This is a genomic window from Kosakonia sp. Marseille-Q7440 (assembly GCF_965119485.1).
The window spans coordinates 200,110-226,754 of sequence record NZ_CBCPLT010000001.1 but is presented as its reverse complement, the minus strand read 5'-3'; the positions used below and the strand labels follow the sequence as shown (position 1 = coordinate 226,754).

Below are 26,645 nucleotides of genomic sequence, written 5' to 3'. Positions count from 1 at the left end.
TTAGTTAAGCAGACCATCTGCGGGCGCGCCCGCATTCGCCATTTGCGCACCGCCCTGCGGGGCTGATTGCAGAGGATGCGCAAGGAAGTAGTTACGCAGGCCGCCATAAATGGCCGCCGCGATTTGCTGTTGGTAATCGTCGCTGGCAAGCAGGCGCTCTTCGCTGCGATTACTGATAAACCCGGTTTCCACCAGCACAGAGGGGATATCCGGCGAGCGCAGCACGCCAAGGCTCGCATGCTCCGGGCGGCGTTTATGCAGCGCGCCCACGCGTTGAAGCTGGCTCAGCATATTGGTGGCGACATCATAGCCGACACGCTGGGAGTGGCCGAACTGCAGATCGAGCACCGCCTGGCTGAGATAAGGGTCAGACTGGCTGTTAGCCAGCACATCACCCGCACCGCCCAGCAGTTCGGACTGCTTCTCGTGCTGCTCAAGCCAGCTTGCCATTTCGCTGTTTGCGCGGCGGTTTGACAGCACCCACACCGAGGCGCCCGTCGCATCACGGTTCGGCGCGGCATCCGCATGAATCGAGACCAGGAAGTTGGCGTTCTGTTTACGCGCCACGTCGGAGCGGCCCATTACCGAAATAAAGTAGTCGCCGTCGCGGGTCATCACCGGCTTAAACATCGGGTCGGCATTGAGCAAAGCGCGAAGCTTACGCGCGATGGCAATCGTCACGCTCTTCTCCTGCGTGCCACCAGCGCCGATTGCGCCGGGATCCTGGCCGCCGTGACCGGCATCAATGGCGATAATCACTTTATCGCCCGAGGCCGCGCGCGTCTGTGCGGCGGGCCGGGTAGTGGTATTACTGCTTACCACGCTGGTGATGCGATCGTTGTCCGGTTTAAACGGATTGCGCGCAGGCGCGGTCGGTTGCGGCCTCATGACCGGGGCCTCGGCACGCTTCACCACCACGGGCGGCGGGGGAGGCGGAGGTGGCGCATCAGCATCGATGGTGAAGACTACCGTATATCCTGCCCCGCTCTGCTGTTTTACCGCGCGGGTTTTGCCGTTTTGCGTCAGGTCGACCACCAGGCGGATCGACTGGTTATCTTTCGCCGTCCCGGCACGGATGCTCTTTACCAGGTTATTACCGCTAAATTGCAGCGGCAGCCCCTGAATAATGCCGGTCTGCTTAATATCGAGCGCCACGCTGCGCTTGCCCTGCTGGCTAAACGCATAGTCAGGATCGCCCATAAAACTGAAGGTGATACGTGCCTGGTTCTCGCCATTCGATACCTGAATATCCGCTAAACTCGCGGCGTTAACCTGGAAACAGAGCATCAACAGCGTAAGCGCCAACCAACTTGTTATGCGAGAGATCATCCCGTCACCTTTCCTGTTAACCAGCCATACGTGCCAGTAACGACTCGCCCGATGAGGATACCGCGCCAATGCGCGCCTCACGCCCCTGCGCCTGATAATCTAAATGGATTTCAATATCCGGCTCCGGCAATACCCCTGTGCCCTGCTGCGGCCACTCGACGAGGCAGATCGCGTCGTTGGCAAAATAGTCGCGGATGCCCATAAACTCCAGCTCTTCCGGATCGGCGAGCCGATAGAGATCGAAGTGATAGACCTTCAGCTTATCGAGGTCGTACGGCTCCACCAGCGTGTAGGTCGGGCTTTTCACATTCCCGTTGTGACCCAGTGCCTGCAGAAAGCCACGGCTAAAGGTCGTTTTGCCGGCACCAAGATCGCCATACAGATAGATCACCGTTGCGCCCGCGCACGCTTGCGCCACGCGCTGGCCGAGATCGAGGGTGGCTTGTTCATCAGGTAAAGGGATCACGCGATTAATCATTTTCTGTATCAATTACATCCGGGTTAACAACACGCAGCAGCGTGCTAAAAAGATCGGTAGCCAGCATGCCGCGCTGGCCATACTGAGCCGCCCGCAGATCCGCCGCCGCGCCGTGCGCGACGCAGCCTGCACAGGCAGCATCATACAAACTGAATTTCTGTCCGAGCAGCGCGCCGATAATACCAGAGAGCACATCGCCCATGCCGCCGCTGCCCATTCCGGCATTGCCGGCATCAATAATACCGCATTCGCCGTCCGCGCTCGCCACCACCGTGCCCGCGCCTTTCAGCACCACCACGCCCGCATAGCGTTTTACCAGACGCTGCGCCGAAAGTAAGCGATCACTCTCAATTTCCGCCACGCTGCAGTTAAGCAGACGCGCCGCTTCGCCGGGGTGCGGCGTTAATACGCGATTGTGACGTTTATCGGGGTTGATTGCCAGAAGGTTCAGCGCATCCGCATCCCACAGCATCGGTTTACGGAAGTTCTCCACTTTTTGCAGGGCTTTTTTGCCCCACTCCTGCTGCCCAAGGCCGGGGCCAATCACCACCACGTCGGCCCATTCGAGGCTCTCATCAAGAGACTCTGGCGTAAGTTCATCAACCATAAGTTCCGGCCGCTGGGTGATGATGGGGGCAATGTTCTCGCGGCGCGTCAGAATACGCACTAAACCGGCACCGGTACGCAAAGCCGCTTCGCCCGTCATGCGGATAGCGCCCGCCGTACCGTGGTCACCGCCAATAATCACCAGCCGCCCGTTATCACCTTTATGGGACGTTGGCAGGCGCGGCGTAAACCATTCTGAAAGTTGGCTGGCGTCAAAACGAGAAAGGGGTGGCTGCTGACCATTAAGCCAGGCCTCAAGGCCCAGCGCATGGTGATGCAGTTGCCCTACCACATCGCGCGCTTTGCCGGTCAGCAGGCCCGGTTTCAAGGCGATAAAAATGATGGTGTGGCGGGCCTGGATCACGGCACCAGGTGTGGTGCCGGTCTGTGCATTAAGGCCAGAAGGGATATCAAGGGCAATACACGGCGCAGCGTGCTGGTTGGCGCGCGTAATCAGCGCCGCAACGTTGTCGCGCGGTGCGCTGCTCAATCCGGTGCCGAGCAGGCCGTCGATAATCAGATCAATCCCTTCAGGCCAGAGTACCTCTTCGGCGTGGATTGTGCCGCCAGCATTGAGCCAGGCCTCACGTGCCTGCGCCGCCTCTTCAGGGAGCGGTTTATCGCTCTCTAGCGCGATGAGGGTAACCTCAATGCCCGCGGCGGCGGCAAGACGCGCAACAACATAGCCATCGCCGCCGTTATTGCCATGCCCGCAGAGCACCAGCCAGTGCTTTGTATCGGGATAATTATCCCGCGCCACCTGAAAAGCGGCCTGGCCTGCGCGCAGCATCAATTCATATAGCGTAATGCCAAGGCTGTCCGCCGCCTCTTGCTCGAGACGTTTCAGGTCGTCAGCAGGCCAGACAGAGTGTGGTATACTTGCGGCGTTTTTTTTCATCTCTATGGTCCGTCATGTCACAGCCCCTCGATCTCAATCAGTTAGCGCAACAAATCAAGCAATGGGGCACTGAATTAGGTTTTCAGCAGGTCGGTATTACCGATACCGATCTCACCGCCAGCGAGCCGAAGCTGCAGGCGTGGCTGGATAAACAGTATCACGGCGAGATGGAGTGGATGGCGCGTCACGGTATGATGCGCGCCCGCCCCCATGAGCTTCTCCCCGGCACGCTTCGCGTTATCAGCGTACGGATGAACTACCTGCCGCCGAACGCGGCCTTCGCCAGCACGCTAAAAAATCCGGCGCTCGGCTATGTCAGCCGCTACGCGCTGGGTCGCGATTATCATAAGCTGCTGCGCAGCCGTCTTAAAAAGCTCGGCGAACTGATCCAGCAGCAGTGTGCTTCGCTGAATTTTAGACCGTTTGTCGACTCTGCGCCCATTCTTGAGCGGCCGCTGGCGGAAAAAGCCGGGCTTGGCTGGACAGGTAAGCACTCACTTATTCTCAGCCGCGATGCGGGGTCATTTTTCTTTCTTGGCGAACTGCTGATTGACCTCCCCCTGCCCGTCGATCAACCAGTCGAGGAAGCGTGCGGGCGCTGCGTCGCCTGCATGACCATCTGCCCAACCGGGGCGATTGTCGAGCCCTATACCGTCGATGCGCGCCGCTGTATCTCCTATCTCACCATTGAGTTAGAGGGCGCGATCCCCGAGGAATTCCGCCCGCTTATCGGTAACCGGATTTACGGCTGCGATGACTGCCAGCTTATCTGCCCGTGGAACCGCTTCTCGCAGCTTACGGATGAAGCGGATTTCAGCCCGCGCAAAGCTCTGCACGCACCGGCGTTGATTGAACTGTTCGCCTGGAGTGAAGCGCACTTTTTAAAAGTCACGGAAGGTTCGGCTATTCGCCGTATCGGTCATCTGCGCTGGCTGCGCAATATTGCGGTCGCGCTGGGCAATGCGCCGTGGGATGAGGCGAATATCGTGGCGCTGGAGCAGCGACTGGGTGAGCACCCACTTCTTGATGAGCACATAACCTGGGCGATTGCGCAGCAAATTGAGAAGCGTAATGCCTGCGTCGTTGAGGTGCAGTTGCCGCAAAAACAGCGTCTGGTGCGGGTGGTAGAAAAGGGTCTGCCGCGCGATGCCTGAGCCATCCACAGCTTGTGAATAAAATTAAAAACACATTACGTTTCAACGTTAACAAATTCGTCAAGCGATCGTGTTAACATTTTGAAATGTTATTTTTATTTTAAAATTCAGCAGGTTAGAAAGAGATAATTTAATAAGCGAAGCAATAGAATCCAGGCTAAGCAAAGCTCGCCCTGTGGATAACTCTGTTCACAATACTTTTCTAGCACGAAAGGAAATCGCCCGCAGCGCGCTTCTTCGCTGTGGATAATTTTTTGGAGATGAAAGATTGGAGCGGGAAACGAGACTCGAACTCGCGACCCCGACCTTGGCAAGGTCGTGCTCTACCAACTGAGCTATTCCCGCATACTTATCTGGCCTGGCTAATTGCCGTGAACCAGTAAATCTGGATGGTGCGTGCCTTGCGGCATTTCAAATTTGGAGCGGGAAACGAGACTCGAACTCGCGACCCCGACCTTGGCAAGGTCGTGCTCTACCAACTGAGCTATTCCCGCATATTTATCAGAGTTCAGTGTCAAAAAACCGAAGCCTGTAAATTGGATGGTGCATTTCAAATTTGGAGCGGGAAACGAGACTCGAACTCGCGACCCCGACCTTGGCAAGGTCGTGCTCTACCAACTGAGCTATTCCCGCTTATCAGCGCTATTTCAACACGTTAAAGCATTTAACCGCTGAAATTTCGTGATGCCGTTTTTCACATTTCTGTGTCTTCACGGGAGGCGCATTATACGAGAAAACATTCCTGCTGCAAGCCCCTGAAAGCAAATTTTCGTTTTTTTTGTTTAACTGCCGATTTAATCGACAAAATGCACATTTTTGCAGCAAAACCGCGCCAGCACTGGCTTGCAGAGCCGAAAACCGCATATCGGCTCTGCGCACGCAGACGCTTACAGTTTAATAAAGTGTTCGCGGTAGTAAGCCAATTCCGCCACCGATTCGCGGATATCATCCAGCGCCTGGTGAGTATTCTGCTTTTTCAGGCCGGTCAGCACTTCCGGTTTCCAGCGGCGCGCCAGCTCTTTCAGAGTGCTGACATCCAGGTAGCGATAGTGGAAGTAGGCTTCCAGCTCCGGCATGTACTTGAACAGGAAACGGCGATCCTGGCCAATGCTGTTGCCGCAGATGGGCGATTTCCCGGCTGGCACCCACTCTTTCAGAAACTCAATCGTCGCCAGTTCCGCTGCGCGATCGTCAAAGGTGCTCGCTTTAACGCGTTCAACCAGCCCGCTGCCGGTGTGGGTTCGCACGTTCCACTCATCCATCAACGCCAGCTGCGCGTCGGATTGATGCACTGCCATCACCGGCCCTTCCGCCAGGATATTGAGGTTGGCGTCGGTCACCAGTGTCGCGATCTCAATAATGCGATCGCGCTCGGGATCTAAGCCCGTCATTTCGAGATCAATCCAAATGAGGTTGTTTTCATTTGCGCTCATGCTATTTTCCACCCTTATCGCGTCACTATATTCATCCAGAATTGAGTGTATCATAGAGGTTTTGCCCATCCGGGGCGACCAGGAGCCAGCACGATTGAGTAAAAATAAACTCTCCAAGGGACAGCAGCGCCGCGTTAAAGCGAACCATGAGCGCCGGCTGAAAACCTCGACGGAGAAACCCGATTACGATGACAACCTGTTTGGCGAAACGGCCGAAGGGGTGGTCATTAGCCGCTTTGGTATGCATGCCGATGTCGAATCCGCCGATGGCGATGTGCATCGCTGCAATATTCGCCGCACTATCCGCTCGCTGGTTACCGGCGATCGCGTGGTCTGGCGGCCAGGCAAATCGGCCGCGGAAGGCGTCAACGTGAAAGGGATTGTCGAAGCGGTGCACGAGCGAACTTCGGTGCTGACGCGCCCGGATTTCTACGATGGCGTTAAACCCATCGCCGCCAATATCGACCAAATCGTTATCGTCTCGGCGATCCTGCCAGAACTCTCACTCAACATTATCGACCGCTATCTGGTGGCCTGCGAAGCGCTGGACGTTGAACCGCTGCTGGTGCTGAATAAAACCGACCTGCTCGATGAAGAGGGCCTGGCGTTCGTTAACGAGCAGATGGATATCTATCGTCATATTGGCTACCGCGTATTGATGGTCTCCAGCCATGCGAAAGATGGCCTTGATCCGCTGATAGCTGCATTGACCGATCGCATCAGCATCTTTGCTGGTCAGTCCGGCGTCGGCAAATCGAGCCTGCTTAATGCGCTGCTCGGCCTCAACGAGGAGCAGATCCTCACCAATGACGTCTCTGACGTCTCAGGTTTGGGCCAGCACACCACCACCGCCGCGCGCCTCTACCACTTCCCGCAGGGCGGCGATGTGATTGATTCTCCGGGCGTACGCGAGTTTGGCCTCTGGCATCTCGAACCGGAACAAATCACCTACGGTTTTGTCGAATTCCATGATTATCTCGGTCATTGCAAATACCGCGACTGCAAGCACGATACCGATCCCGGTTGTGCGATCCGCGAAGCGGTAGAGAATGGCAAAATCGCGGAGAGCCGCTTCGAAAATTATCACCGTATTCTCGAAAGCATGTCGCAGGTAAAGACGCGTAAAAGCTTTTCTGAATCAGATGACTGACAACTAAGCTAAGCGTCGTTAGAATCGTCCCCCATTTTAAGACTCCGACGCCGGGCGTCGGGTCAGGAACGACAGTAAACAATGGCCTGGAGGCTACCTTGTTAAACTCATTCAAACTTTCGCTTCAATACATTCTGCCGAAACTGTGGCTCACTCGCCTGGCGGGCTGGGGCGCAAGCAAACGTGCAGGCTGGCTGACCAAACTGGTTATCGATCTGTTCGTGAAATACTACAAGGTCGATATGAAAGAGGCGCAGAAGCCGGATACCGCCAGCTACCGCTCTTTTAACGAATTCTTCGTGCGCCCGCTGCGCGACGAGGTACGCCCACTCAATACCGATCCGAACGTGCTGGTGATGCCAGCGGATGGCGTAGTGAGCCAGCTCGGCGCCATCGACAATGACAAAATCCTGCAGGCTAAAGGCCATAACTACAGCCTCGAAGCGCTGCTGGCGGGCAACTACCTGATGGCGGACCTGTTCCGTAACGGCAGCTTTGTCACCACCTATCTTTCGCCGCGCGACTACCACCGCGTGCATATGCCGTGCAACGGCATCCTGCGCGAAATGATCTATGTTCCGGGCGACCTTTTCTCCGTTAACCACTTAACGGCGCAGAACGTACCTAACCTCTTCGCCCGTAACGAGCGCGTTATCTGCCTGTTCGACACTGAGTTTGGCCCGATGGCGCAAATTCTTGTCGGCGCGACCATTGTTGGCAGCATCGAAACCGTCTGGGCGGGTACCGTTACGCCGCCGCGCGAAGGGATCATCAAACGCTGGACATTCCCGGAAGGTGAAAGCGAAGGCGCGGTCGCGCTGCTGAAGGGCCAGGAGATGGGCCGCTTTAAGCTCGGCTCCACCGTTATCAACCTGTTTGCGCCGGGTAAAGTGCAGCTGGTTGAAGCGCTACGCAGCCTCTCAGTGACCAAAATCGGTCAGCCGCTGGCGCTCTCCACCGAGCCGTTTGTGCCGGTTGATGAGCACGAGCCTGCGCCGCTGCCGGAAGAAGAAATTAAAGCGGAACATGACGCCAACCCGCTGGTTGACGACACCAAAGAAGACGTTTAAGCCTCACCCCAGGGAGACTGTAGTGCGCCTGATTATCGCTTTTCTGATGGCCTGGTGCCTCAGCCAGGGAGCCGTTGCCGCAACGGCTCCCGATGCCCGTCAAATTGCCCAGGAGCTGGAGCAAGCCAAAGCGGCGAAAAACACGCCGGACCAGGCGGAAATTGTTGAAACGCTGCAAGGCGCGCTGAACGCCCTCGACGAGCGTAAAGGCTCCCTTGAACGCGCCCAGCAGTATCAGGACGTGATCGACAACTTCCCCAAACTTTCCCGCACCCTTCGCGCCCAGCTCGATAATCTGCGCGACGATCCCCCTTCTGTTTCACCCGGCATGAGCAGCGACGCGCTCAACCAGGAGATCCTGCAAGTCAGCAGCCAGCTGCTGGAGAAGACGCGCCAGGCGCAGCAGGAGCAGGAGCGCGCACGGGAGATCAGCGACTCCTTAAGCCAGCTTCCCCAGCAGCAAACCGATGCCCGCCGCCAGGTGACGGAAGTGGAGCGTCGCCTCGGGGCGCAAACCAGCAACTCGGCGCTTGCCCAGGCACAAAATTTTGCCGCCCAGGCGGAATCGGCAAAGTTGAAGGCGCTGGTGGATGAATTAGAGCTGGCGCAGCTGTCAGCCAACAACCGCCAGGAGCTGGCGCGTATGCGCTCGGAACTGGCGCAAAAGCAGAGTGAGCGGCTGGACGCTTATCTACAGGCGCTGCGTAATCAACTAAACAGCCAGCGTCAGCGCGAAGCCGAGCAGGCGCTGGAGAGCACGGAGATGCTGGCGGAAAACAGCGCGAATCTGCCCGCCAGTATCGTCGAGCAGTTCCGTATTAACCGTGAGCTATCCCAGGCGCTGAACCAGCAGGCGCAGCGCATGGATCTTGTCGCTTCGCAGCAGCGCCAGGCGACCGGGCAAACGCTACAGGTGCGCCAGGCGCTCAATACCCTGCGCGAGCAGTCTCAGTGGCTCGGCGCATCGAATATGCTCGGCGAAGCGCTGCGCGCACAGGTGGCTCGTCTGCCGGAGATGCCGAAACCGCAGCAGCTGGATACCGAAATGGCGCAGCTACGCGTGCATCGCATGCGTTATGAAGATCTGCTCAACAAGCAGCCGCAGCTACGACAGATTCGCCAGGCTGATGGCAAGGTACTGACCGCTGAGCAAAACCGTATTCTCGAAGCCCAGCTGCGCACGCAGCGCGAACTGCTCAATTCGCTGTTGCAGGGCGGCGATACGCTGATTCTGGAGCTGACCAAGCTTAAAGTTTCCAATAGCCAGCTTGAAGATGCGTTAAAAGAGGTGAATGAGGCGACTCACCGCTATCTCTTCTGGACGGCGGATGTCAGCCCGATGGGCTTCTCCTGGCCGCTTGAGATTGTGCAGGATCTGCGCCGCCTGCTGTCGCTGAACACCATCAGCCAGCTGGGTAAAGCCAGCGCAATGGTGCTGACCAGCAAAGAGACGCTCTTCCCGCTGTTTGGCGCGCTGATTCTGGTGGGGGTAAGTATTTACTCACGTCGCCACTTCACCCGCTTCCTGGAGCGCTCCAGCGCCCGCGTGGGCAAAGTGACCCAGGATCACTTCTGGCTCACCATGCGCACCGTCTTCTGGTCCATTCTGGTGGCGTCACCATTGCCGGTGCTGTGGGCAACGCTCGGCTACTGTTTGCAGGAGGCGTGGCCCTATCCGCTGGCGGTAGCGATTGGCGATGGCGTCACCGCCACCGTGCCGCTGCTGTGGGCAGTGATGATCTGTGCGACTTTCGCGCGCCCAACCGGGCTGTTTGTCGTCCACTTCGGCTGGCCGCGAAACCGCGTGGCGCGCGGGTTACGTTACTACCTGATGAGCATCGGCTTTATCGTGCCGCTGATCATGGCACTCATCATGTTCGATAACCTCAACGACCGTGAATTCTCCGGCTCGCTCGGGCGGCTCTGCTTTATCCTGATTTGCGGTGCGCTGGCGATTGTCACTCTCAGCCTGAAACGCGCCGGCATTCCGCTGTATGTCGATAAGAGCGGCAACGGCGACAATATGGCTAACCATCTGCTGTGGAACCTGCTGCTCTGCGCCCCGCTGTCGGCGATTCTTGCCGCCGCGGTCGGTTACCTGGCAACCGCGCAGGCGCTGCTGGCAAGGCTGGAAACCTCCGTTGCTATCTGGTTCCTGCTGCTGGTGGTTTATCACATTATTCGCCGTTGGATGTTTATCCAGCGCCGCCGTCTGGCCTTTGAACGCGCACGCCATCGACGCGCAGAGATCCTTGCGCAGCGCGCACGCGGTGAAGAGGATGCGGCACATCAGCTCAGCACTGAAGGCACCGCCGACATTGACGAGCCGGAAGTCGATCTCGACGCCATCAGCGTGCAGTCCCTGCGCCTGGTGCGCTCGATTCTGATGCTTATCGCCCTGCTGTCGGTGATTTTCCTCTGGTCTGAGATCCACTCTGCCTTTGGCTTCCTCGAGAATATTCCGCTGTGGGATGTCACCTCGACGGTACAGGGCGTCGAGAGCCTGGAGCCGATTACCCTCGGCGCGGTGCTGATTGCCATCCTGGTGTTTATTATCACCACCCAACTGGTGCGCAACCTCCCTGCTTTGCTTGAACTGGCGCTGTTGCAGCACCTTGAGCTGACGCCGGGGACAGGTTACGCCATCACCACCATCACCAAATATCTGCTGATGCTGTTTGGCGGGCTGGTGGGCTTCTCGATGATTGGTATTGAGTGGTCGAAGTTACAGTGGCTGGTGGCCGCGCTCGGTGTTGGTCTCGGGTTTGGTCTACAGGAGATCTTCGCCAACTTTATCTCTGGCTTGATCATCCTGTTTGAGAAACCGATCCGCATTGGCGATACGGTGACGATCCGCGATTTGACCGGCAGTGTCATGAAGATCAATACCCGAGCGACCACCATCAGCGACTGGGATCGCAAAGAGATCATTGTGCCGAACAGGGCTTTTATCACCGAGCAGTTTATCAACTGGTCGCTTTCGGACTCCGTCACGCGCGTGGTATTAACGGTGCCCGCACCGGTCGATGCCAACAGCGAAGAGGTGACGCAGATCCTTTATACCGCCGCCGAGCGCTGTTCGCTGGTGATTGATAATCCGCCGCCGGAAGTGTTCCTGGTGGATCTTCAGCACGGGCTGCAGCTGTTTGAGCTGCGCATCTATGCGGCTGAGATGGGCCATCGCATGCCGCTGCGCCACGAAATCCACCAGCTTATTCTGGCGGGCTTCCGTGAGCACGGCATCGACCTGCCCTTCCCGCCGTTCCAGATGCGCCTTGAGAGCCTCGACGGTAAACGCGCGGCCAAAACGTTGTCTTCAGCGGGGAGAAGCAGCCGCCCGGCGGGCAGCCTGTAACTCTTTGAGTGCCGGTTTATCCGGCCTGCGGAGGTGTTACTCTTCAGGCCGGGTAAGGCGTAGCAGCCACCCGGCACAAACGGGCAGTTACGCCCGGTCGACGCTAAACGCCATCACTTCCGCCAGGGTTTCAGCCTGCAGCGCCAGCATCACCAGGCGGTCAACGCCCAGCGCGACGCCGGAGCAGTCCGGCAGGCCCGCTTTTAACGCTTCCAGCAAATTATGATCCACCGGCTGCTGCGGCAATCCGCGCGCGGCGCGCTTGCGGTTATCCTGCTCAAAGCGCTGCTGCTGCTCGCGGGCATCGGTCAGCTCATGGAAGCCGTTCGCCAGCTCAATCCCTTTGAAGTAGACCTCAAACCGCTCCGCGACGCGGTGATCTTCGGTGCTGATCTGCGCCAGCGCCGCCTGGCTGGCCGGGAAGTGGTAAACAAATGTCGGACGATCTTTGCCGATCTGCGGCTCCACACCCATGGCGAACAGCAGTTGCAGCAGGGTGTCGCGATCCTCTTCCGTATCGGCGATATTGCTCAGATCCAGCTTCGCCGCCACTTCACGCAGTTGCGCTTTATCCGCCGAAAGCGGATCGACCTCCAGATAGCGCTGGAACGCCTGCTGATAGGAGAGCGATTCTGCTGCCGGGCACTCCAGCACCTGTTGCAGCAAATCATCCACCTCATTCATCAAACGGTACATGTCATAGTGCGGACGATACCATTCGAGCATGGTGAATTCAGGGTTGTGATGACGCCCCATCTCTTCATTACGGAAGCTGCGGCAGAGCTGGAAAACCGGGCCGCAGCCCGCAGCCAGCAGGCGCTTCATATGGTATTCGGGGCTGGTCATCAGGTAGAGATTGATGCCCTGAGAGTGGCCGGGGCCAACAAAACGGGTTTCAAACGGGACCAGATGCACATCGGTCACCGTTGCCTGACTCATACAGGGCGTCTCCACCTCCAGTACGCCGCGGTCGGCAAAGAAACGGCGAATTTCCGCCATAATTGCCGCGCGTTTCAATAAGTTGGGGATGGATGCGCTCGGCTGCCAGGTTGCCGTCTCGCTCATGGTTCTTTCTCCGATTTCTAACAAGGGCACGAAGTCTACCCGCATCGATCTGGTTAGACAAATTTTGCACAAATAATTTTCATAGCCCTCGTCAATAAATAGATATGAGCTATTTAGAGATGATATCGATCAAGCTGGAAGCCGTATCACGCGGAAGAACAGCAAAACACTCGAACACGTCAAATTTCCCCTCAGTCAATATGGATATACTGCCCGCTACCCCAAAAGGAGCAGTGGACCTCTTCCGTAATGAAGGCAAGCGCACCTGGCTTATCGTTGCGGAACAACAATAATCTGGAGGAATGTCGTGCAAACCTTTCAAGCCGATATCGCTGTGATTGGCGCAGGCGGAGCAGGATTACGCACCGCGATTGCCGCGGCGCAAGCCCACCCCAACGCTAAAATCGCACTGATTTCAAAAGTCTATCCCATGCGCAGCCACACCGTTGCCGCCGAGGGCGGTTCCGCCGCCGTCGCCCAGGATCATGACAGCTTCGAATACCATTTCCACGATACCGTGGCGGGTGGTGACTGGCTTTGCGAACAGGATGTCGTCGACTACTTTGTCCATCACTGCCCCACGGAGATGACCCAGCTTGAACAGTGGGGTTGCCCGTGGAGCCGCCGCGACGACGGCACGGTCAACGTGCGCCGCTTTGGCGGCATGAAGATCGAGCGCACCTGGTTCGCTGCCGATAAAACCGGCTTCCACATGCTGCATACGCTGTTTCAAACCTCGTTGCAGTTCCCGCAAATTCAGCGCTTCGACGAACACTTCGTGCTCGATATCCTGGTGGATGACAACCACGCGCGCGGCCTGGTCGCGATGAACATGATGGAGGGCACGCTGATCCAGATCCGCGCCAATGCGGTGGTGATGGCCACCGGCGGCGCGGGCCGCGTTTACCGCTATAACACCAACGGCGGCATCGTCACCGGCGACGGTATGGGCATGGCACTGTCGCACGGCGTGCCGCTGCGCGATATGGAGTTTGTGCAGTATCACCCGACCGGCCTGCCCGGCTCCGGCATTCTGATGACGGAGGGCTGCCGCGGCGAAGGCGGTATCCTGGTAAATAAAAACGGCTATCGCTATTTGCAGGATTACGGCATGGGGCCGGAAACGCCGCTCGGCGAGCCGAAAAACAAATATATGGAGCTTGGCCCGCGCGACAAAGTGTCGCAGGCCTTCTGGCACGAGTGGCGCAAAGGCAACACCATCTCCACGCCACGCGGCGATGTAGTGCATCTCGATCTGCGCCACCTTGGCGAGAAGAAGATCAAAGAGCGCCTGCCCTTTATTTGCGAGCTGGCAAAAGCCTATGTCGGCGTCGATCCGATCAAAGAGCCGATCCCGGTGCGCCCGACTGCGCACTACACCATGGGCGGCATTGAGACGGATCAGAATTGCGAATCGCGCATCGCCGGGCTGTTTGCCGTCGGTGAGTGCTCCTCAGTCGGCCTGCACGGTGCTAACCGTCTTGGCTCTAACTCATTAGCAGAGCTGGTGGTCTTTGGCCGTCTGGCGGGTGAACAGGCGGTTGAACGCGCCTCCACGGCCAGCCCGGCAAATGACGATGCGCTCAACGCTCAGGCCGCCGATGTTGAACAGCGTCTGAAGGCGCTGGTGAACCAGAACGGTACTGAGAGCTGGGCGAAAATCCGCGATGAGATGGGCGAATCGATGGAAGAGGGCTGCGGCATTTACCGTACGCCGGAGCTGATGCAGAAAACCGTCGATAAGCTTGCTGAGCTACAGGAGCGCTTCAAACGGGTACGCATTACCGACACCTCCAGCGTCTTCAACACCGATATTCTCTACACCCTTGAGCTGGGTCACGGCCTGAACGTTGCCGAATGTATGGCCCACTCGGCGCTGGCACGCAAAGAGTCGCGCGGTGCCCATCAGCGTCTCGACGAAGGCTGTACCGAGCGCGATGACGTTAACTTCCTCAAACATACGCTCGCGTTCCGCGAGGCGGACGGCACAACCCGCCTTGAATACAGCGACGTGAAAATCACCACGCTGCCACCGGCGAAACGCGTTTACGGGGCGGAAGCGGAGTCGGGTGAGAAGAAGGAGACGAACAATGTCTGAGATGAAGAACCTGAAGATTGAAGTGGTGCGCTATAACCCGGAGGTCGACAACGCGCCGCACAGCGCCTTCTATGACGTGCCTTACGATGAAGCCACCTCGCTGCTTGATGCGCTGGGCTATATCAAAGATAACCTCGCGCCGGATCTCAGCTACCGCTGGTCGTGCCGGATGGCGATTTGCGGCTCCTGCGGCATGATGGTCAACAAAGTGCCGAAGCTGGCCTGCAAAACCTTCCTGCGCGACTACACCAAAGGGTTGAAAGTCGAGGCGCTGGCGAACTTCCCGATTGAGCGCGATCTGGTGGTTGATATGACCCACTTTATCGAGAGCCTTGAGGCGATTAAGCCCTATATCATCGGCAATACGCGCACGCCGGATCAGGGGCCGGGCAAACAGACTCCGGCGCAGATGGCGAAGTATCACCAGTTCTCCGGCTGCATCAACTGCGGTCTCTGCTATGCCGCTTGTCCACAGTTTGGCCTCAATCCGGAGTTTATCGGCCCGGCGGCGATTACGCTGGCGCACCGCTATAACCTCGACAGCCGCGACCACGGCAAACAAGAGCGCATGGCGCAACTCAACGGCCAGAACGGCGTGTGGAGTTGTACGTTTGTCGGTTACTGCTCGGAAGTCTGTCCGAAGCATGTCGACCCGGCCGCCGCCATTCAGCAGGGCAAGATTGAGAGTTCGAAAGACTTTCTTATCGCCACCCTGAAACCTCGCTAAGGAGTGCATGATGACGACTAAACGTAAGGCCTGGGTTCGCCCCATGCCGTCAAGCTGGTGGAAAACCCTGCCGTTTTATCGCTTCTATATGCTGCGCGAAGGGACGGCGATCCCGGCGGTCTGGTTCAGCCTGGAGCTGCTGTATGGTCTTTTCGCGCTGAAAAACGGGCCGGAGAGCTGGATGGGCTTTGTCGCTTTCCTGCAAAACCCGGTTGTGCTGCTGCTCAACCTGATCGCGCTGGCAGCGGCGCTGTTGCATACCAAAACCTGGTTCGATCTGGCACCGAAAGCGTCGCTGATCATTGTGAAAGGCGAAAAAATGGGGCCAGAGCCGGTGGTAAAAGGGCTATGGGTGGTGGCTGCCGTGGTGACGGTGGTTGTGCTGTTTATCGCCCTGTTCTGGTGAGGAATTGATGATGATTAACCCAAATCCAAAACGTTCTGACGAACCGATGTTCTGGGGGCTGTTTGGCGCAGGCGGTATGTGGAGCGCCATCTTCGCCCCGGTGATGATCCTGCTGGTCGGCCTGCTGCTGCCGCTCGGTCTCTTCCCCGGCGAGGCGCTGAGCTACGAGCGCGTTATCGCCTTTGCCCAGAGCTTTATTGGCCGCGCCTTTCTCTTCTTGATGATTGTGCTACCGGTCTGGTGCGGCCTGCACCGCATCCACCACATGATGCACGATTTGAAAGTGCATCTGCCCCAGGGCAAATGGATTTTCTACGGCCTCGCGGCGATTATTAGTGTCGTTGCGTTAGTCGGCGTGATTTTCCTGTAAAACCTGTCGCTCTCCTGCCCGCGCAGGAGAGCAAATTTCCCGCCATCTTCTACACTTACGTAAAAGCCAGGAGGGAGAATACCATGCGTTTACTGCCTATCTTCGCAGCGGTCACCGCTGCCTTTTTAGTCACGGCCTGCAGCACGCCAACGCCGCCAAAAGGCGTCACCGTAGTGCAGAATTTTGATACGCAACGCTACTTAGGGAAATGGTACGAGATCGCCCGCTTCGATCACCGCTTTGAGAGCGGTCTGGAGCGCGTCACTGCGACCTACAGCCTGCGCGACGATGGCGGCTTAACCGTTATCAACCGGGGTTATAACCCGGATCGCGGCAAATGGCAGGAGTCGGTCGGGAAAGCCTATTTTACCGGCGATCCGCGCACCGCGTCGCTGAAGGTCTCATTCTTTGGCCCGTTCTATGGCGGCTACAACATCATCTCGCTCGATAAAGAGTATCGCCATGCGCTGATTTGCGGCCCGGATCGCGACTACCTGTGGATCCTCTCCCGCACGCCGACCATTTCGGCCGACGTGAAAGAGAAAATGCTGGCAGAAGCGACCCGCCAGGGCTTCGAAGTGAACAAGCTAATCTGGGTCGATCAGCCCCATTAATGGGCGCTGATTTTTAAGCCAATAATTCCGGCCACAATCAAACAGAGGCTAACGATACGCGCCGGGCTTGCGGACTCGCCGAGTAATACAATCCCGGCGATCGCCGCGCCGACGGCGCCAATGCCGGTCCAGACCGCATAGGCGGTGCCGACCGGCAGGGTTTTCATTGCCCATGAAAGCAGCACGACGCTAATAAGCATCGCCACGACGGTAATAATGCTGGGAGTGATGCGGGTAAAACCGTGGGTATATTTCAGGCCGATAGCCCAGACGACTTCAAGAAGACCGGCGATGACGAGAATAAACCAGGACATGGTTGGCTCCAGTACGGGGCCGTCCCCGAATTAAAATTGACGCTGTCGGGTCGTCCCGCCAGCCAGGTGAAGAAGGTCAGATTTTCCCCTCTTTGCCGGTGGATTTCAACCCCACAAACCTCCATTCAGTTTCAGGAAGTTAAAGCAAGAAATAGCCCCTCTTCGCAGCGGAATTCAGGCATTTATTCATCATATCCAGCGAATATGATGAATCGCTTTCCTGGGTACAGGAAGCCGTGCGCCCTCCTCTGACTGCGAAGAAAAATATGTTCAAAATGCTTGTGATTGATCGCTGTTACTTCACCCGCTCAGGGATGGAATCCTGGCTCAATCAAATTGATTTATTTCCTGCCTCTTTTATTGTCACCGCTCTGCATAACTTGATGCTGGCGAAAGAGCATATTGTTCAGTGGCAGCCGGATTTGGTGATTATTGATTTACACGGTTTTAAAGATGAAATTCATCATATTCAACAGCTTGCTTCGCTCTTCTCGGTGTGCGGCACATCCTGCCAGGTGATGCTGCTGGAGTCGGGTCACGACACCCAGCTGTCGGCATTTTGTGCGCAGTTCCCCATCGCGGCGATCTTACAAAAGACGGATCCGCTGGAAAAAGTGGCGCAGGCCATTGATAACATGATGCAGGCGCGCCCGATCAGGCAGTCACGGCGAGTCGTAACGCCGCTATTAACGCGTCAGGAAGAGAAAGTATTAACCCTGTGGATGGAAGGCAGAGATAACGCGGCAATCGCAGCAAACATGCGGATCAACGGGAAAACCGTTTATACCTACAAAAGAAATATTCGTATGAAGTTGGGGATGGGAAACCGCTTTACGCCGTTTTTGTCGCTACCAGAGGCAAACTAACGGTACGGCACGGGCCGTACCGGCAGTCATCACTGTTGTGCTTTGGTCGCAGCGCCAGAAATTGCGCTACCGCCATCGGAGATATCTTCGCCGACGCCACGGGTGGTGTTACACGCCGTCAGCACGGATGAAAGAACCAGTACAGAAAAGATCGCAACAAATGTCTTCTTAACCATAATATCTTCCTTTTATTGTCAATATCGTTTGTGTATAGCCACTTAAGCATAGACAAATTCCCGAAAAGCGACGGGAAAAAAGCGGATTTTTAAGACGAGAGGAAGTTATTAACTGGCAGCGTGCGAAATGATATGACCCAGCGTCTGCACATCTTCGCCGATACCGCGCGCGGTATTGCAGCCTGCGAGCAGTGCGCAGCTGATAAGCAGCAGTGAGAGGAGTTTTGCGAGACGTTGCATTATCCGGGCCTCAACGAACCCGCGACGCAGCAGAGCGCTACGTCGCGGTTGCGCGCATTACTTCACGCGAGATACGTATTCGCCGGAGCGGGTATCGACTTTAATCACTTCGCCAACCTGTACGAACAGCGGCACTTTAACCACAGCGCCGGTGCTCAGGGTAGCCGGTTTACCGCCAGTACCTGCGGTATCACCTTTCAGACCCGGATCGGTATCAACGATTTCCAGTTCAACGAAGTTCGGCGGCGTGACGGAGATCGGCTGGCCGTTCCACAGAGTCACGATGCACTCTGCCTGATCCAGCAGCCATTTTTCGCTGTCGCCAATCGCTTTTTTATCAGCAGAGAGCTGTTCAAAGGTTTCGTTGTTCATGAAGTGCCAGAACTCACCATCGTTGTAGAGGTAAGTCAGGTTCATATCCACAACGTCCGCGCCTTCAGCCGAGTCGGTAGACTTGAAGGTTTTCTCAACGCGGGTACCGGTCAGCAGACGACGCAGTTTAACGCGTGCGAACGCCTGGCCTTTGCCCGGTTTCACGAATTCGCTGGCCTCAACCGCGTACGGTTCGCCGTCCATCATGATTTTAAGACCGGCACGAAAATCGTTGCTATAGTAAGTCGCCATAAGGCCCTCTGAAATTGTTAACTGGTAGCTTAGCCAAAAAAATGGCACACATTGTAACCCTAAAATCCCCTTCCAGAGAAGATTGGTTATTGCAACTTGCCGATGTAATCACCGATCCCGATGAACTGCTACATATTTTAAATATAGAACCTGATGAAGCGCTGCTGCGAGGACGCGAAGCAAAGCGGCTTTTCCCGCTGCGGGTGCCGCGTGCGTTTGTTGCGCGCATGCGCAAAGGCGATGTTAACGATCCGCTTTTGCGTCAGGTACTTACCACCAGCGAAGAGTTTATCTCCGCGCCGGGTTACAGCACCGATCCGCTGGATGAGCAGAGCAGCGTGGTGCCAGGGCTGCTGCACAAATACCGTAACCGCGCGCTGCTGCTGGTCAAGGGCGGCTGTGCGGTAAATTGTCGCTACTGTTTCCGTCGCCACTTCCCGTATGCCGATAACCAGGGCAACAAGCGGAACTGGCAGGGCGCGCTGGACTATATCGCCACGCACCCGGAGCTGGATGAGATCATTTTTTCCGGCGGCGATCCGCTTATGGCAAAAGATCACGAGCTTGAGTGGTTGATCGCCCAGCTGGAAGCCATTCCACACCTTAAGCGGCTGCGCATTCATAGCCGCCTGCCAATTGTGATCCCGGCGCGCATCACCGACACGCTGGTTGCCCGCTTCGCCCGCTCCTCGCTGCAAATTTTGCTGGTGAACCATATCAACCACGCGCAGGAGATTGGCGACGATTTCCGCGTGGCAATGGCGCAGCTGCGCCAGGCGGGCGTCACGCTGCTCAACCAGAGCGTGCTGCTGCGCGGCGTAAATGACAATGCGCAGACGCTGGCGGATCTCAGCAACGCCTTATTTAATGCGGGCGTGCTGCCTTACTATCTGCATGTGCTGGATCGGGTAGAGGGCGCGGCGCACTTTATGGTGAGCGATGAAACGGCGCGGGAGATTATGCGTGAGCTGCTGACGCTGGTGTCGGGGTATATGGTGCCGAAGCTGGCGCGGGAGATTGGCGGTGAGCCGAGTAAAACGCCGCTGGATCTACAACTGCGTCAACAGTAAAAAAAAGCACGGTCGCGAAATACGCAACGCGACCGTGAAAAAGCGCTTGCACGGGAAACAAGCGCGTGTCGGAACTTTAAAATGTCTCCCAGCCCTCATCGCTGCCGCCGGCAGGTGCCAGACGCGCACGCTGTACGGGTGCTTTCACGGTGCTGGCGCTGGCGCGAGCCGGCTGCTGGCCCGGTAAACGGAACACATCCACCAGTTGTTGCAGTTTCGTGGCCTGCTCTTCAAGGCTACCCGCTGCCGCCGAGGACTCCTGTACCAGCGAGGCGTTCTGCTGGGTCGTGGTGTCCATTTCAGACATCGCCTGCGCAATCTGACCGATGCCACGGTTCTGCTCATCAGAAGCGGCGGCGATCTCCTGCATCAAATCCTTCACCTGCATGACGGAGTTAACGATACCGCTCATGGTTTCGCCAGCCAGATCCACCTGACGGGAACCCTCCTGCACATAGTTCACCGATTCGCTGATCAAGGTTTCAATCTCTTTGGCTGCCTGCGCGCTGCGCTGGGCCAGAGAGCGAACTTCGCCCGCTACCACCGCAAAGCCGCGGCCCTGATCCCCTGCCCTTGCCGCTTCTACTGCCGCGTTCAGTGCGAGGATGTTGGTCTGGAAGGCGATGCCGTTAATCACCGAGGTGATTTCAGAGATGCGTTTTGAGCTTTCCATAATGTCTTTCATGCGGTTTACCGCCACGCTGACCACGGTGCCGCCCTGGGCAGCGGTATCCGAGGCAGTAATCGCCAGCTGGCTCGCCTGATGGGCGTTCTCGGCGTTCTGTTTCACCGTCGAGCTCAGCTCTTCCATGCTGGCGGCCGTTTCAACCACTGCCGCCGACTGCTGTTCAGTACGTGCTGAGAGTTCGTTATTGCCTAACGCAATCTCGTTTGCTGCGGTATTCACCGAGCTTGAAGCGGCGCGCACCATCTTCAGCGATTCAGAGACACGCTCAACCAGCAGGTTAAACGCGGCGACCGCACGACCAATCTCGTCCATACGCCCGGTTGTCAGCGCCTGGCTCAGATCCAGTTTCTCGCTGATATTTTCCATGCCATCGCGCATATCGTTAAGACGACGCTTGATGTTAAGCACGGTAAAGAGACCAAACAGACCGAGAACCAGCGTCGCGACCAGCGTGGCGCTAATCGATAAAACCATTGAGCGGTTAATCAGGCTGGAGTTAGCAGACACCGCGTTATTTACCAAATTGCTGTTATAGGCGACCTGATCGGTAAAGTCGTTAATTAATATGGCAATACTGTCAGCAACGGGCCCGCCTTTACGCATCGCCTGAATAATGGCAGCACGGTCATTACTTTCTGAGACTTTAAAAAATTGATCCATCACTGCGCGAAACTTCTCTAAATCGGCCAGCGTTTTATTTGACAGCTCTTGATCGTGTTGATCGGAAACGAGATCTTTAATGTAACCCTGGTGCATGGCGTAAACGTCGTCATACAACTTTAATGCGTTCTGTTTGATTTCCGCCATTCCGGCGGGTTCCTCAGTCAGACCGTGAACGAAGAGCTGGCCGCGAATCGTCAGCACTTTCAGCATCTCTTTGTTCATCATGTCCAGGCTGGGTAAGGTATTTTCTTTAAAGTTCGTTTGCGACTCACCCAGTTTCGATAAAGAAAATATCGCAATCAGGTTTGTGCCGATAAGACTTAAAATCAATAACGAGAAAGCAAGTAACAATCTTTTTGTAATATTCATTGATAACTCCCGACACCATCATGCAAGAAATAGAATTGTCTTTTTCACACTCCTTCGCGTTTTGTCCTGAAGTGAATATCGGCAGCGAAAATTATTACTTTATCTCGATATATCCTCTTTTTTAAAAAAAGATCGGATTCGCAGAAATATAATTAAAAAAAGCTTAAAGCTTAAGAAAACTTAATATTCAGAGAGGCGAAGTTTCATTAGCAGGAAAATTATAATCGTCTTATTTACAAGCAGAGAATAAATAACAGCGATGGGAAAAATATCAGTTCTTTCAGCGCGCCCGCCATCACTGGCGGGCAGAAGAGAAAAATCAGTTAGGGCACTTGTAAACCTGAGCGTTCATTTCGCTGGCGGTCGGCACAAAGCTCGACAGTACGCCCTGCGTCGGGCTGCTTACGTTGTAGAGCACGTTACCGCCCATAGCAGCAGCCTGGTTGCGCAGAGCATTTGCCGCGCCGCGCATTGAGCCGCCCTCTTCGCCGTGCTGGCCAGAGAGCCAGTTGCTCTGCTTACCGCTGGCGGTGCCGAGATACTGGCACTGCGCGGCGGGCTTATCTTCCACAAAACGCACGTTCTGGCCGCCTGCGGTGAGATCATTGCTGCTGCTGCAACCCGCCAACAGAAACGCTGCGCCAACCATTCCCGCCAAATATTTTACCGACATGTTATTCCCCGTAATCAATGAGCTGGACGCGGTTCGTCCGTGTCTAAACCTTATACTAAAAAGATGACTAAAAGAAAAACACCGACATCGCAGGTCAGATAAATCAGCGAAAATAGCAAAAAAGCCCCGCCGTGATGGCCGGGGCTTAAGTGCAGCATTAGCAACGATTTATGTTACTGCCAGAGAAAAGCTTATTGATCGGCACAACATCGACGGTTCCGTCCTGGGCGACAACGAACTTCACAATCGCCCAGACTCGGTCATTGAGATATCCGTTGGCATTAACAGACTCCCAGTCATAGGAGCGACCATCAGCAAGATAGAGCTTCACTTTCGCACCGCTTATATCGTTATGATCGGTCGAATAACGGTAAACCGCGTAGCAGTAATTTCCAGGATGCATTCGGTTGATGGTAATCGTTTCCGGGCCATAGCCCTGCGTATTATCCACATCCAGTTCCGCATCTGCTCCTGCTGGCTTACGGGAGGAGTACTGGACATGAGCAGTACTGTTACCTACCGGCACAAACAGGTGCGAATCGAGATCTTTCGGCCTGGCATCCCAGGTCAACACCATACGCGCCGCCTTACCGTTAAGCAGCGGGGAGAGCACAAAGTTTTTTGTGTAATCAGTGACGCCCAGCAGACTTGCCACTAAGTCCGTTTCCAGCGTGATATAGCCCGCCAGACTCGCCTCCACAAAGTAATCTCCTTGTTTAAGCGTCAGGGAGTATTTACCGCTACTGTCCGACACTATGGTGTGAAGTGGTTGCGCATCGCCCTGCGAACGGAAGATCTTCACCGTGACACCCGAAATCGCGCTGCCGGTAACGGCGTTTATGGTCGTGCCATGCACCAGCACTGGCGGTAGGGTAAAGCTCACCTTCTTTTTGGCATTGACATGGTTCGCGTTACTGAGCGATGCGGCGACCTGGACATTTATCGCCTCAGCGCGCGTACTGAGCAGCGTCCCTACGGCGACACCGGCGCTGTCGGTTACACTCTGGCTGGTGATAGTGACATCTGACCCTTTATCCTGCGCCCAGTTAACCGTCACCCCGCCGATCGCGTTGCCGTTTGCATCCTTAACCGTTGCCCTGAAGTCAAAGCTGTCGGTGCCGTTGGCATCTTTCTCTATCGCCGAGCCATCCAGCACAACGCTGGCGATAGCCGCCGTTGTGACATCACCCGTGAAGTTAACCGACTTGCTGGCGTAAGTGGTGCCTACGCTGGCCGTCACGGTGTAGCTGCCTGCACGCAGGCTGGTGACGCTGGTACTCACTTTGCCATCGTCATCGCTTACCCCCTGAGCCGTGGTCAGTGCCGCCCCGTTGCTGACGGTAAATTTTACCAGCATGCCGCTCAGGATGTTCCCGCTGGCATCTTTCACAATGGCAGTGAGGTTATTCATGGCATTGCCATCAGCCACCGCGTTATTGGTATCAACCAGCAGATGGGCATCGTCGATACGCGCCGTCGCGGTGTCAGCCACGAAGAGAGTAGACTTGCTGATAGTTGAGCCGTTTACCGTGGCATTCACCGTATAGACCCCGGCGGTACTGCTCACCACCGTCGTGCTCACTTTGCCATCTGCGCCCGTAAGACCGGCACTCGCCGCCAGCGTTGCCCCAGAACTGACGCTGAATCTGACCGCCACACCGGAGAGCGGGTTGTCATAGGCATCCACCACCGTCGCGGTCACACCGTTTGTATCCCTGCCGTTAGCCGCTGCGCCATCGGGCGAGATCGCTAAATTTTCATCCGGCAGCTGCGCGGAGTTGCCATCCGGGAGAAAAGTCGTGGTCAACCTCGCCGAATGGGAAGTGCCCACCAGATTCGCAGCGGCATTAAAGCTCCCCGCCCTGCGGCTGGTTAACGCCGTTTGCGCTTCCCCTTGCGCGTCCGTAACAGCCTGCGCTGGGGAGACTTTCACCGGGCTATCAGGCACAAACTGGATCGCCATACCGGGAATCGGATTGCCGAGCGCATCCGCAACTCTAACCTGCATCATGTTGATGTCGTTGCCATTGGCGAGGGCATTTTGCGCCACGCTGCTCTGCACAAAGTGCGCCGTTGCGCGGTCAACCTCAAAGGTCACCGTTTTACTGAGTGAGAGATTGTTAGCATTCGCCGTGACGGTGGATATCCCCGCGCGAGTATGGGTCAGCGACAGCATCACCTGCCCTTGCGCATCCGTCAGCACCGGGCTGCCTTCCACCAGCGTGGCGCCGTTGTCTGCCGAAAACATCACTGGGTAACTGGCCAGCGGGTTGCCGTAGCGGTCGGTGACCGTGGCGCGAAGTTTGTTGGTTTGCACGCCGTTTGCCACCGCGTTATCAGCGAGCACGGTAAGCTCGGTGAGCCGCGCTGACGCGACATCGGCAATAAACTCGACTCGCGCGCTACGCTCATTACCGTTACGCAAAGCGGCGGTCAACACACCATTGCCGACCACCCGGCTTCGCAGTTGTACCGCTGCGATCCCCTGGTTATTGGTGTCGACCTCCAGCCACTCTTTATCAGAGGCATGATCGGTAAAGAGGGTCGCCGCCGACACATTGTTATTGTCAGTCAGCTGTGACACGCGAAATGCCACGCGCTGTCCAACAAGCGGCTGCCTGTCACGGTTCACAATTCTGGCTTTCACCGTAAAGGCGTGCTGATTATCAGCGATCTGCGCCGCGTCAGGGGTGAGCGTGAGCTGATCCACCACAACACTTGAGCGCATCACGTGGAGAGTGGTTGTCACCGGCTCAGAGCGATTGCCTTTTTCATCTACGCCGATGGCGGTTAAAACATAATCCTGCGACGCACTGGCTGCCCGGCTGTGGCTGGGAGCATACGCAGGAACCTGCACCTCCAGCGCCGTCATTGACGGTTGGCTGAAGCTGCCACCATTGACGCTGAAATTCGCCGATGCCTGCCATTCAATACGCTTCAGCCCATATTTCGCTTTTGCCACCGTCACAGGAATAGAGAGCGTCGAACCCGCCTCAACCGTATAGTGCTGCGGAATGGAAAGCGCCACCAACAGCTGCTTTCGGTACTGCATCACAATGTTGTAGTTACGATCCACCAGCGCATATTTGCTTCCCATCAGGCTACGCTGGATATCCAGATTATCGGCATCGAGCTGACGCCACAGCGGCACGCCGAGGCGATAGTTCATCGACAGATCAAAACGGGTGTCACGGGTGTCTCCAAATGAGCGCTCTCCGGAGAGCGTTAACAGCGGAAAGGGCGAGTAGTTCAGCCCCAACGTTAACGCCCAGGGATCGTTTTTCAGATCTCCGCTGCTGGTCAGCGCGATATTTTTGCCAAAGTAGCGCTCATACTTTACCGAGCCGCCCCACTGGGGTTGCGATGGCAACCAGCCATCAAGACGAAGATCAAATCCGTTCGCCGGGCGTTCGTCGTAATCTTTCATCTTTTCAATCGTCGAGGGGTGCCAGTCGGTAAGACGGTGATAGGCGTTCGCCGACAGTTTCAGGAAATTCCCCCACGCTTCGCCACCAATCCCTAAACGGGCGTTTTTGCCCGTGTAGTCGTAGTCATAGAAGGTGTTGATGCCGTACATCCAGGCATCGCTCTGCTGGCGATAGCCGAGACCAATATTGGTAATATTGCGTTCATCATTTTTACGCAGCCCCAGTTGACCGAATAGCAGCTGATCCTCGGTATCATGCAGGGGTAAAAGCACATCGCCGCCAATGTTGCCGTCGCTATCCAGCGTGGCATTCACCGTGCCTTTTTGCCCCACCCAGTCCTGAAGCTGCTGGTTAATCAACCCGCCCCCTACGCTGCGAGCGAAATCAGCAGACGCTTTCCCGATATCTTCCGACATCAGTAATTGACCGGTCTGCGCGACTTTCGGTGCCAGCCACGCATCGGCTGCGGCAGGTTCAACTGCCTCCTCCGCCTGCATATCGAGCGTTGGCAAAGGCGGGTTATTTTGCGCCTGGGGTGCAACCGTCGGTGAAAGGGTGTGGGATAACATTCTGGGCTCGCTAATAAGCGCCTGTAGCCCGGCCATCGTTTCATCCATGCTGCGATAATCGGCATATTCTTTTGCCTGTGCCGCAGGAGTGAAGGAGAAAAAGAGTGGGCTGAATAACTGGAGCGCGATAATTACCCACGCGGCACCACGCTTCCAGCCGGGAAGTTGTCTGGTTTTCATTATTAAGTCATCAAGGAAAAAAGACGAAAAAG

The 26,645-nt window shown here is 56.3% G+C and carries 23 protein-coding genes and 3 tRNA genes; 11 read left to right on the top strand and 15 right to left on the bottom strand.

Annotation, left to right across the window (positions count from 1 at the left end):
• The 3 genes from amiB to nnr are packed head-to-tail and all read right to left on the bottom strand — an operon-like array spanning position 1 to position 3,311.
• Positions 1-1,329 carry an N-acetylmuramoyl-L-alanine amidase AmiB gene (gene amiB / locus ACWPW2_RS01000; protein ID WP_124970433.1) on the bottom strand — a complete coding sequence of 443 codons (1,329 nt, stop codon included), beginning with the start codon at positions 1,327-1,329 and terminating at the stop codon, positions 1-3.
• Between the two features lie 16 nt (positions 1,330-1,345).
• On the bottom strand, positions 1,346-1,807 hold the full coding sequence (tsaE, locus tag ACWPW2_RS00995) for a tRNA (adenosine(37)-N6)-threonylcarbamoyltransferase complex ATPase subunit type 1 TsaE (protein WP_023478430.1): 462 nt from the start codon (positions 1,805-1,807) through the stop codon (positions 1,346-1,348).
• Positions 1,800-3,311 carry a bifunctional ADP-dependent NAD(P)H-hydrate dehydratase/NAD(P)H-hydrate epimerase gene (gene nnr, locus ACWPW2_RS00990; RefSeq protein ID WP_454121316.1) on the bottom strand — a complete coding sequence of 504 codons (1,512 nt, stop codon included), beginning with the start codon at positions 3,309-3,311 and terminating at the stop codon, positions 1,800-1,802. The genes tsaE and nnr overlap by 8 nt, the downstream gene beginning before the upstream one ends.
• A gap of 14 nt (positions 3,312-3,325) precedes the next feature.
• On the opposite strand from nnr, the gene queG reads away from it, so the two are divergent.
• Positions 3,326-4,465 carry a tRNA epoxyqueuosine(34) reductase QueG gene (gene queG / locus ACWPW2_RS00985; protein WP_054803040.1) on the top strand — a complete coding sequence of 380 codons (1,140 nt, stop codon included), beginning with the start codon at positions 3,326-3,328 and terminating at the stop codon, positions 4,463-4,465.
• 269 nt (positions 4,466-4,734) lie between these two features.
• Here the strand turns inward: queG and ACWPW2_RS00980 are convergent.
• From ACWPW2_RS00980 to orn, 4 genes are all read right to left on the bottom strand, one after another.
• Positions 4,735-4,810, bottom strand: a tRNA-Gly gene (locus ACWPW2_RS00980).
• A gap of 73 nt (positions 4,811-4,883) precedes the next feature.
• Positions 4,884-4,959, bottom strand: a tRNA-Gly gene (locus tag ACWPW2_RS00975).
• A 63-nt stretch (positions 4,960-5,022) separates the two neighbouring features.
• A tRNA-Gly gene (locus ACWPW2_RS00970) sits at positions 5,023-5,098 on the bottom strand.
• A gap of 254 nt (positions 5,099-5,352) precedes the next feature.
• Positions 5,353-5,898 (bottom strand): oligoribonuclease, encoded by a 546-nt coding sequence (gene orn, locus ACWPW2_RS00965; protein ID WP_023478488.1) that lies wholly within the window; start codon positions 5,896-5,898, stop codon positions 5,353-5,355.
• A 94-nt stretch (positions 5,899-5,992) separates the two neighbouring features.
• On the opposite strand from orn, the gene rsgA reads away from it, so the two are divergent.
• The 3 genes from rsgA (at position 5,993) to mscM (ending at position 11,473) form a co-directional block, all read left to right on the top strand.
• A complete protein-coding gene (gene rsgA / locus ACWPW2_RS00960; protein WP_454121315.1) occupies positions 5,993-7,048 on the top strand; it encodes a small ribosomal subunit biogenesis GTPase RsgA in 1,056 nt (351 codons plus the stop codon).
• A 98-nt stretch (positions 7,049-7,146) separates the two neighbouring features.
• A complete protein-coding gene (asd, locus tag ACWPW2_RS00955) occupies positions 7,147-8,118 on the top strand; it encodes an archaetidylserine decarboxylase (RefSeq protein ID WP_454121314.1) in 972 nt (323 codons plus the stop codon).
• Between the two features lie 22 nt (positions 8,119-8,140).
• On the top strand, positions 8,141-11,473 hold the full coding sequence (gene mscM / locus ACWPW2_RS00950) for a miniconductance mechanosensitive channel MscM (protein ID WP_454121313.1): 3,333 nt from the start codon (positions 8,141-8,143) through the stop codon (positions 11,471-11,473).
• Between the two features lie 87 nt (positions 11,474-11,560).
• On the opposite strand, the gene epmA is transcribed toward mscM, so the two are convergent.
• Positions 11,561-12,538 (bottom strand): elongation factor P--(R)-beta-lysine ligase, encoded by a 978-nt coding sequence (gene epmA / locus ACWPW2_RS00945; RefSeq protein WP_187801055.1) that lies wholly within the window; start codon positions 12,536-12,538, stop codon positions 11,561-11,563.
• 307 nt (positions 12,539-12,845) lie between these two features.
• Between epmA and frdA the strand changes: the two genes are divergently transcribed.
• The 5 genes from frdA (at position 12,846) to ACWPW2_RS00920 (ending at position 16,753) form a co-directional block, all read left to right on the top strand.
• Positions 12,846-14,636 carry a fumarate reductase (quinol) flavoprotein subunit gene (frdA, locus tag ACWPW2_RS00940; RefSeq protein ID WP_139966782.1) on the top strand — a complete coding sequence of 597 codons (1,791 nt, stop codon included), beginning with the start codon at positions 12,846-12,848 and terminating at the stop codon, positions 14,634-14,636.
• A complete protein-coding gene (locus ACWPW2_RS00935; protein ID WP_054803043.1) occupies positions 14,629-15,363 on the top strand; it encodes a succinate dehydrogenase/fumarate reductase iron-sulfur subunit in 735 nt (244 codons plus the stop codon). Before frdA ends, ACWPW2_RS00935 begins: the two co-directional genes overlap by 8 nt.
• A gap of 10 nt (positions 15,364-15,373) precedes the next feature.
• Positions 15,374-15,769 (top strand): fumarate reductase subunit FrdC, encoded by a 396-nt coding sequence (frdC, locus tag ACWPW2_RS00930; protein ID WP_054803044.1) that lies wholly within the window; start codon positions 15,374-15,376, stop codon positions 15,767-15,769.
• A 10-nt stretch (positions 15,770-15,779) separates the two neighbouring features.
• Positions 15,780-16,139 carry a fumarate reductase subunit FrdD gene (frdD, locus tag ACWPW2_RS00925; RefSeq protein WP_054803045.1) on the top strand — a complete coding sequence of 120 codons (360 nt, stop codon included), beginning with the start codon at positions 15,780-15,782 and terminating at the stop codon, positions 16,137-16,139.
• Positions 16,140-16,222: 83 nt separating this feature from the next.
• A complete protein-coding gene (locus ACWPW2_RS00920; RefSeq protein ID WP_279793781.1) occupies positions 16,223-16,753 on the top strand; it encodes a lipocalin family protein in 531 nt (176 codons plus the stop codon).
• Here ACWPW2_RS00920 and sugE read toward each other — a convergent pair.
• Positions 16,750-17,067 (bottom strand): quaternary ammonium compound efflux SMR transporter SugE, encoded by a 318-nt coding sequence (gene sugE / locus ACWPW2_RS00915; protein ID WP_454121311.1) that lies wholly within the window; start codon positions 17,065-17,067, stop codon positions 16,750-16,752. The two genes, ACWPW2_RS00920 and sugE, sit on opposite strands and share 4 nt — an antisense overlap.
• A 266-nt stretch (positions 17,068-17,333) precedes the next feature.
• Here sugE and ACWPW2_RS00910 point away from each other — a divergent pair, with 266 nt between their 5' ends.
• A complete protein-coding gene (locus tag ACWPW2_RS00910) occupies positions 17,334-17,933 on the top strand; it encodes a LuxR C-terminal-related transcriptional regulator (RefSeq protein ID WP_034811934.1) in 600 nt (199 codons plus the stop codon).
• Between the two features lie 29 nt (positions 17,934-17,962).
• Here ACWPW2_RS00910 and ecnB read toward each other — a convergent pair whose 3' ends face one another.
• The 3 genes from ecnB to efp all read right to left on the bottom strand — a co-directional run bounded on the left by ecnB (position 17,963) and on the right by efp (position 18,973).
• Positions 17,963-18,109 carry a lipoprotein toxin entericidin B gene (gene ecnB / locus ACWPW2_RS00905; protein WP_023478333.1) on the bottom strand — a complete coding sequence of 49 codons (147 nt, stop codon included), beginning with the start codon at positions 18,107-18,109 and terminating at the stop codon, positions 17,963-17,965.
• Between the two features lie 108 nt (positions 18,110-18,217).
• On the bottom strand, positions 18,218-18,349 hold the full coding sequence (locus ACWPW2_RS00900; RefSeq protein WP_034811937.1) for an entericidin A/B family lipoprotein: 132 nt from the start codon (positions 18,347-18,349) through the stop codon (positions 18,218-18,220).
• Positions 18,350-18,406: 57 nt separating this feature from the next.
• The gene (gene efp, locus ACWPW2_RS00895) at positions 18,407-18,973 is read right to left on the bottom strand and encodes an elongation factor P (RefSeq protein ID WP_023478480.1); all 567 of its coding nucleotides are present in this window, start codon (positions 18,971-18,973) and stop codon (positions 18,407-18,409) included.
• A gap of 41 nt (positions 18,974-19,014) precedes the next feature.
• Between efp and epmB the strand changes: the two genes are divergently transcribed.
• On the top strand, positions 19,015-20,043 hold the full coding sequence (epmB, locus tag ACWPW2_RS00890) for an EF-P beta-lysylation protein EpmB (protein WP_454121310.1): 1,029 nt from the start codon (positions 19,015-19,017) through the stop codon (positions 20,041-20,043).
• Positions 20,044-20,119: 76 nt separating this feature from the next.
• On the opposite strand, the gene ACWPW2_RS00885 is transcribed toward epmB, so the two are convergent.
• The 3 genes from ACWPW2_RS00885 to ACWPW2_RS00875 all read right to left on the bottom strand — a co-directional run bounded on the left by ACWPW2_RS00885 (position 20,120) and on the right by ACWPW2_RS00875 (position 26,613).
• Positions 20,120-21,763 carry a methyl-accepting chemotaxis protein gene (locus ACWPW2_RS00885; protein ID WP_454121308.1) on the bottom strand — a complete coding sequence of 548 codons (1,644 nt, stop codon included), beginning with the start codon at positions 21,761-21,763 and terminating at the stop codon, positions 20,120-20,122.
• A 319-nt stretch (positions 21,764-22,082) separates the two neighbouring features.
• A complete protein-coding gene (locus ACWPW2_RS00880) occupies positions 22,083-22,436 on the bottom strand; it encodes a DUF4156 domain-containing protein (protein ID WP_023478338.1) in 354 nt (117 codons plus the stop codon).
• 157 nt (positions 22,437-22,593) lie between these two features.
• Positions 22,594-26,613 carry an Ig-like domain-containing protein gene (locus ACWPW2_RS00875; protein ID WP_454121307.1) on the bottom strand — a complete coding sequence of 1,340 codons (4,020 nt, stop codon included), beginning with the start codon at positions 26,611-26,613 and terminating at the stop codon, positions 22,594-22,596.
• Positions 26,614-26,645 lie beyond the last annotated feature (32 nt).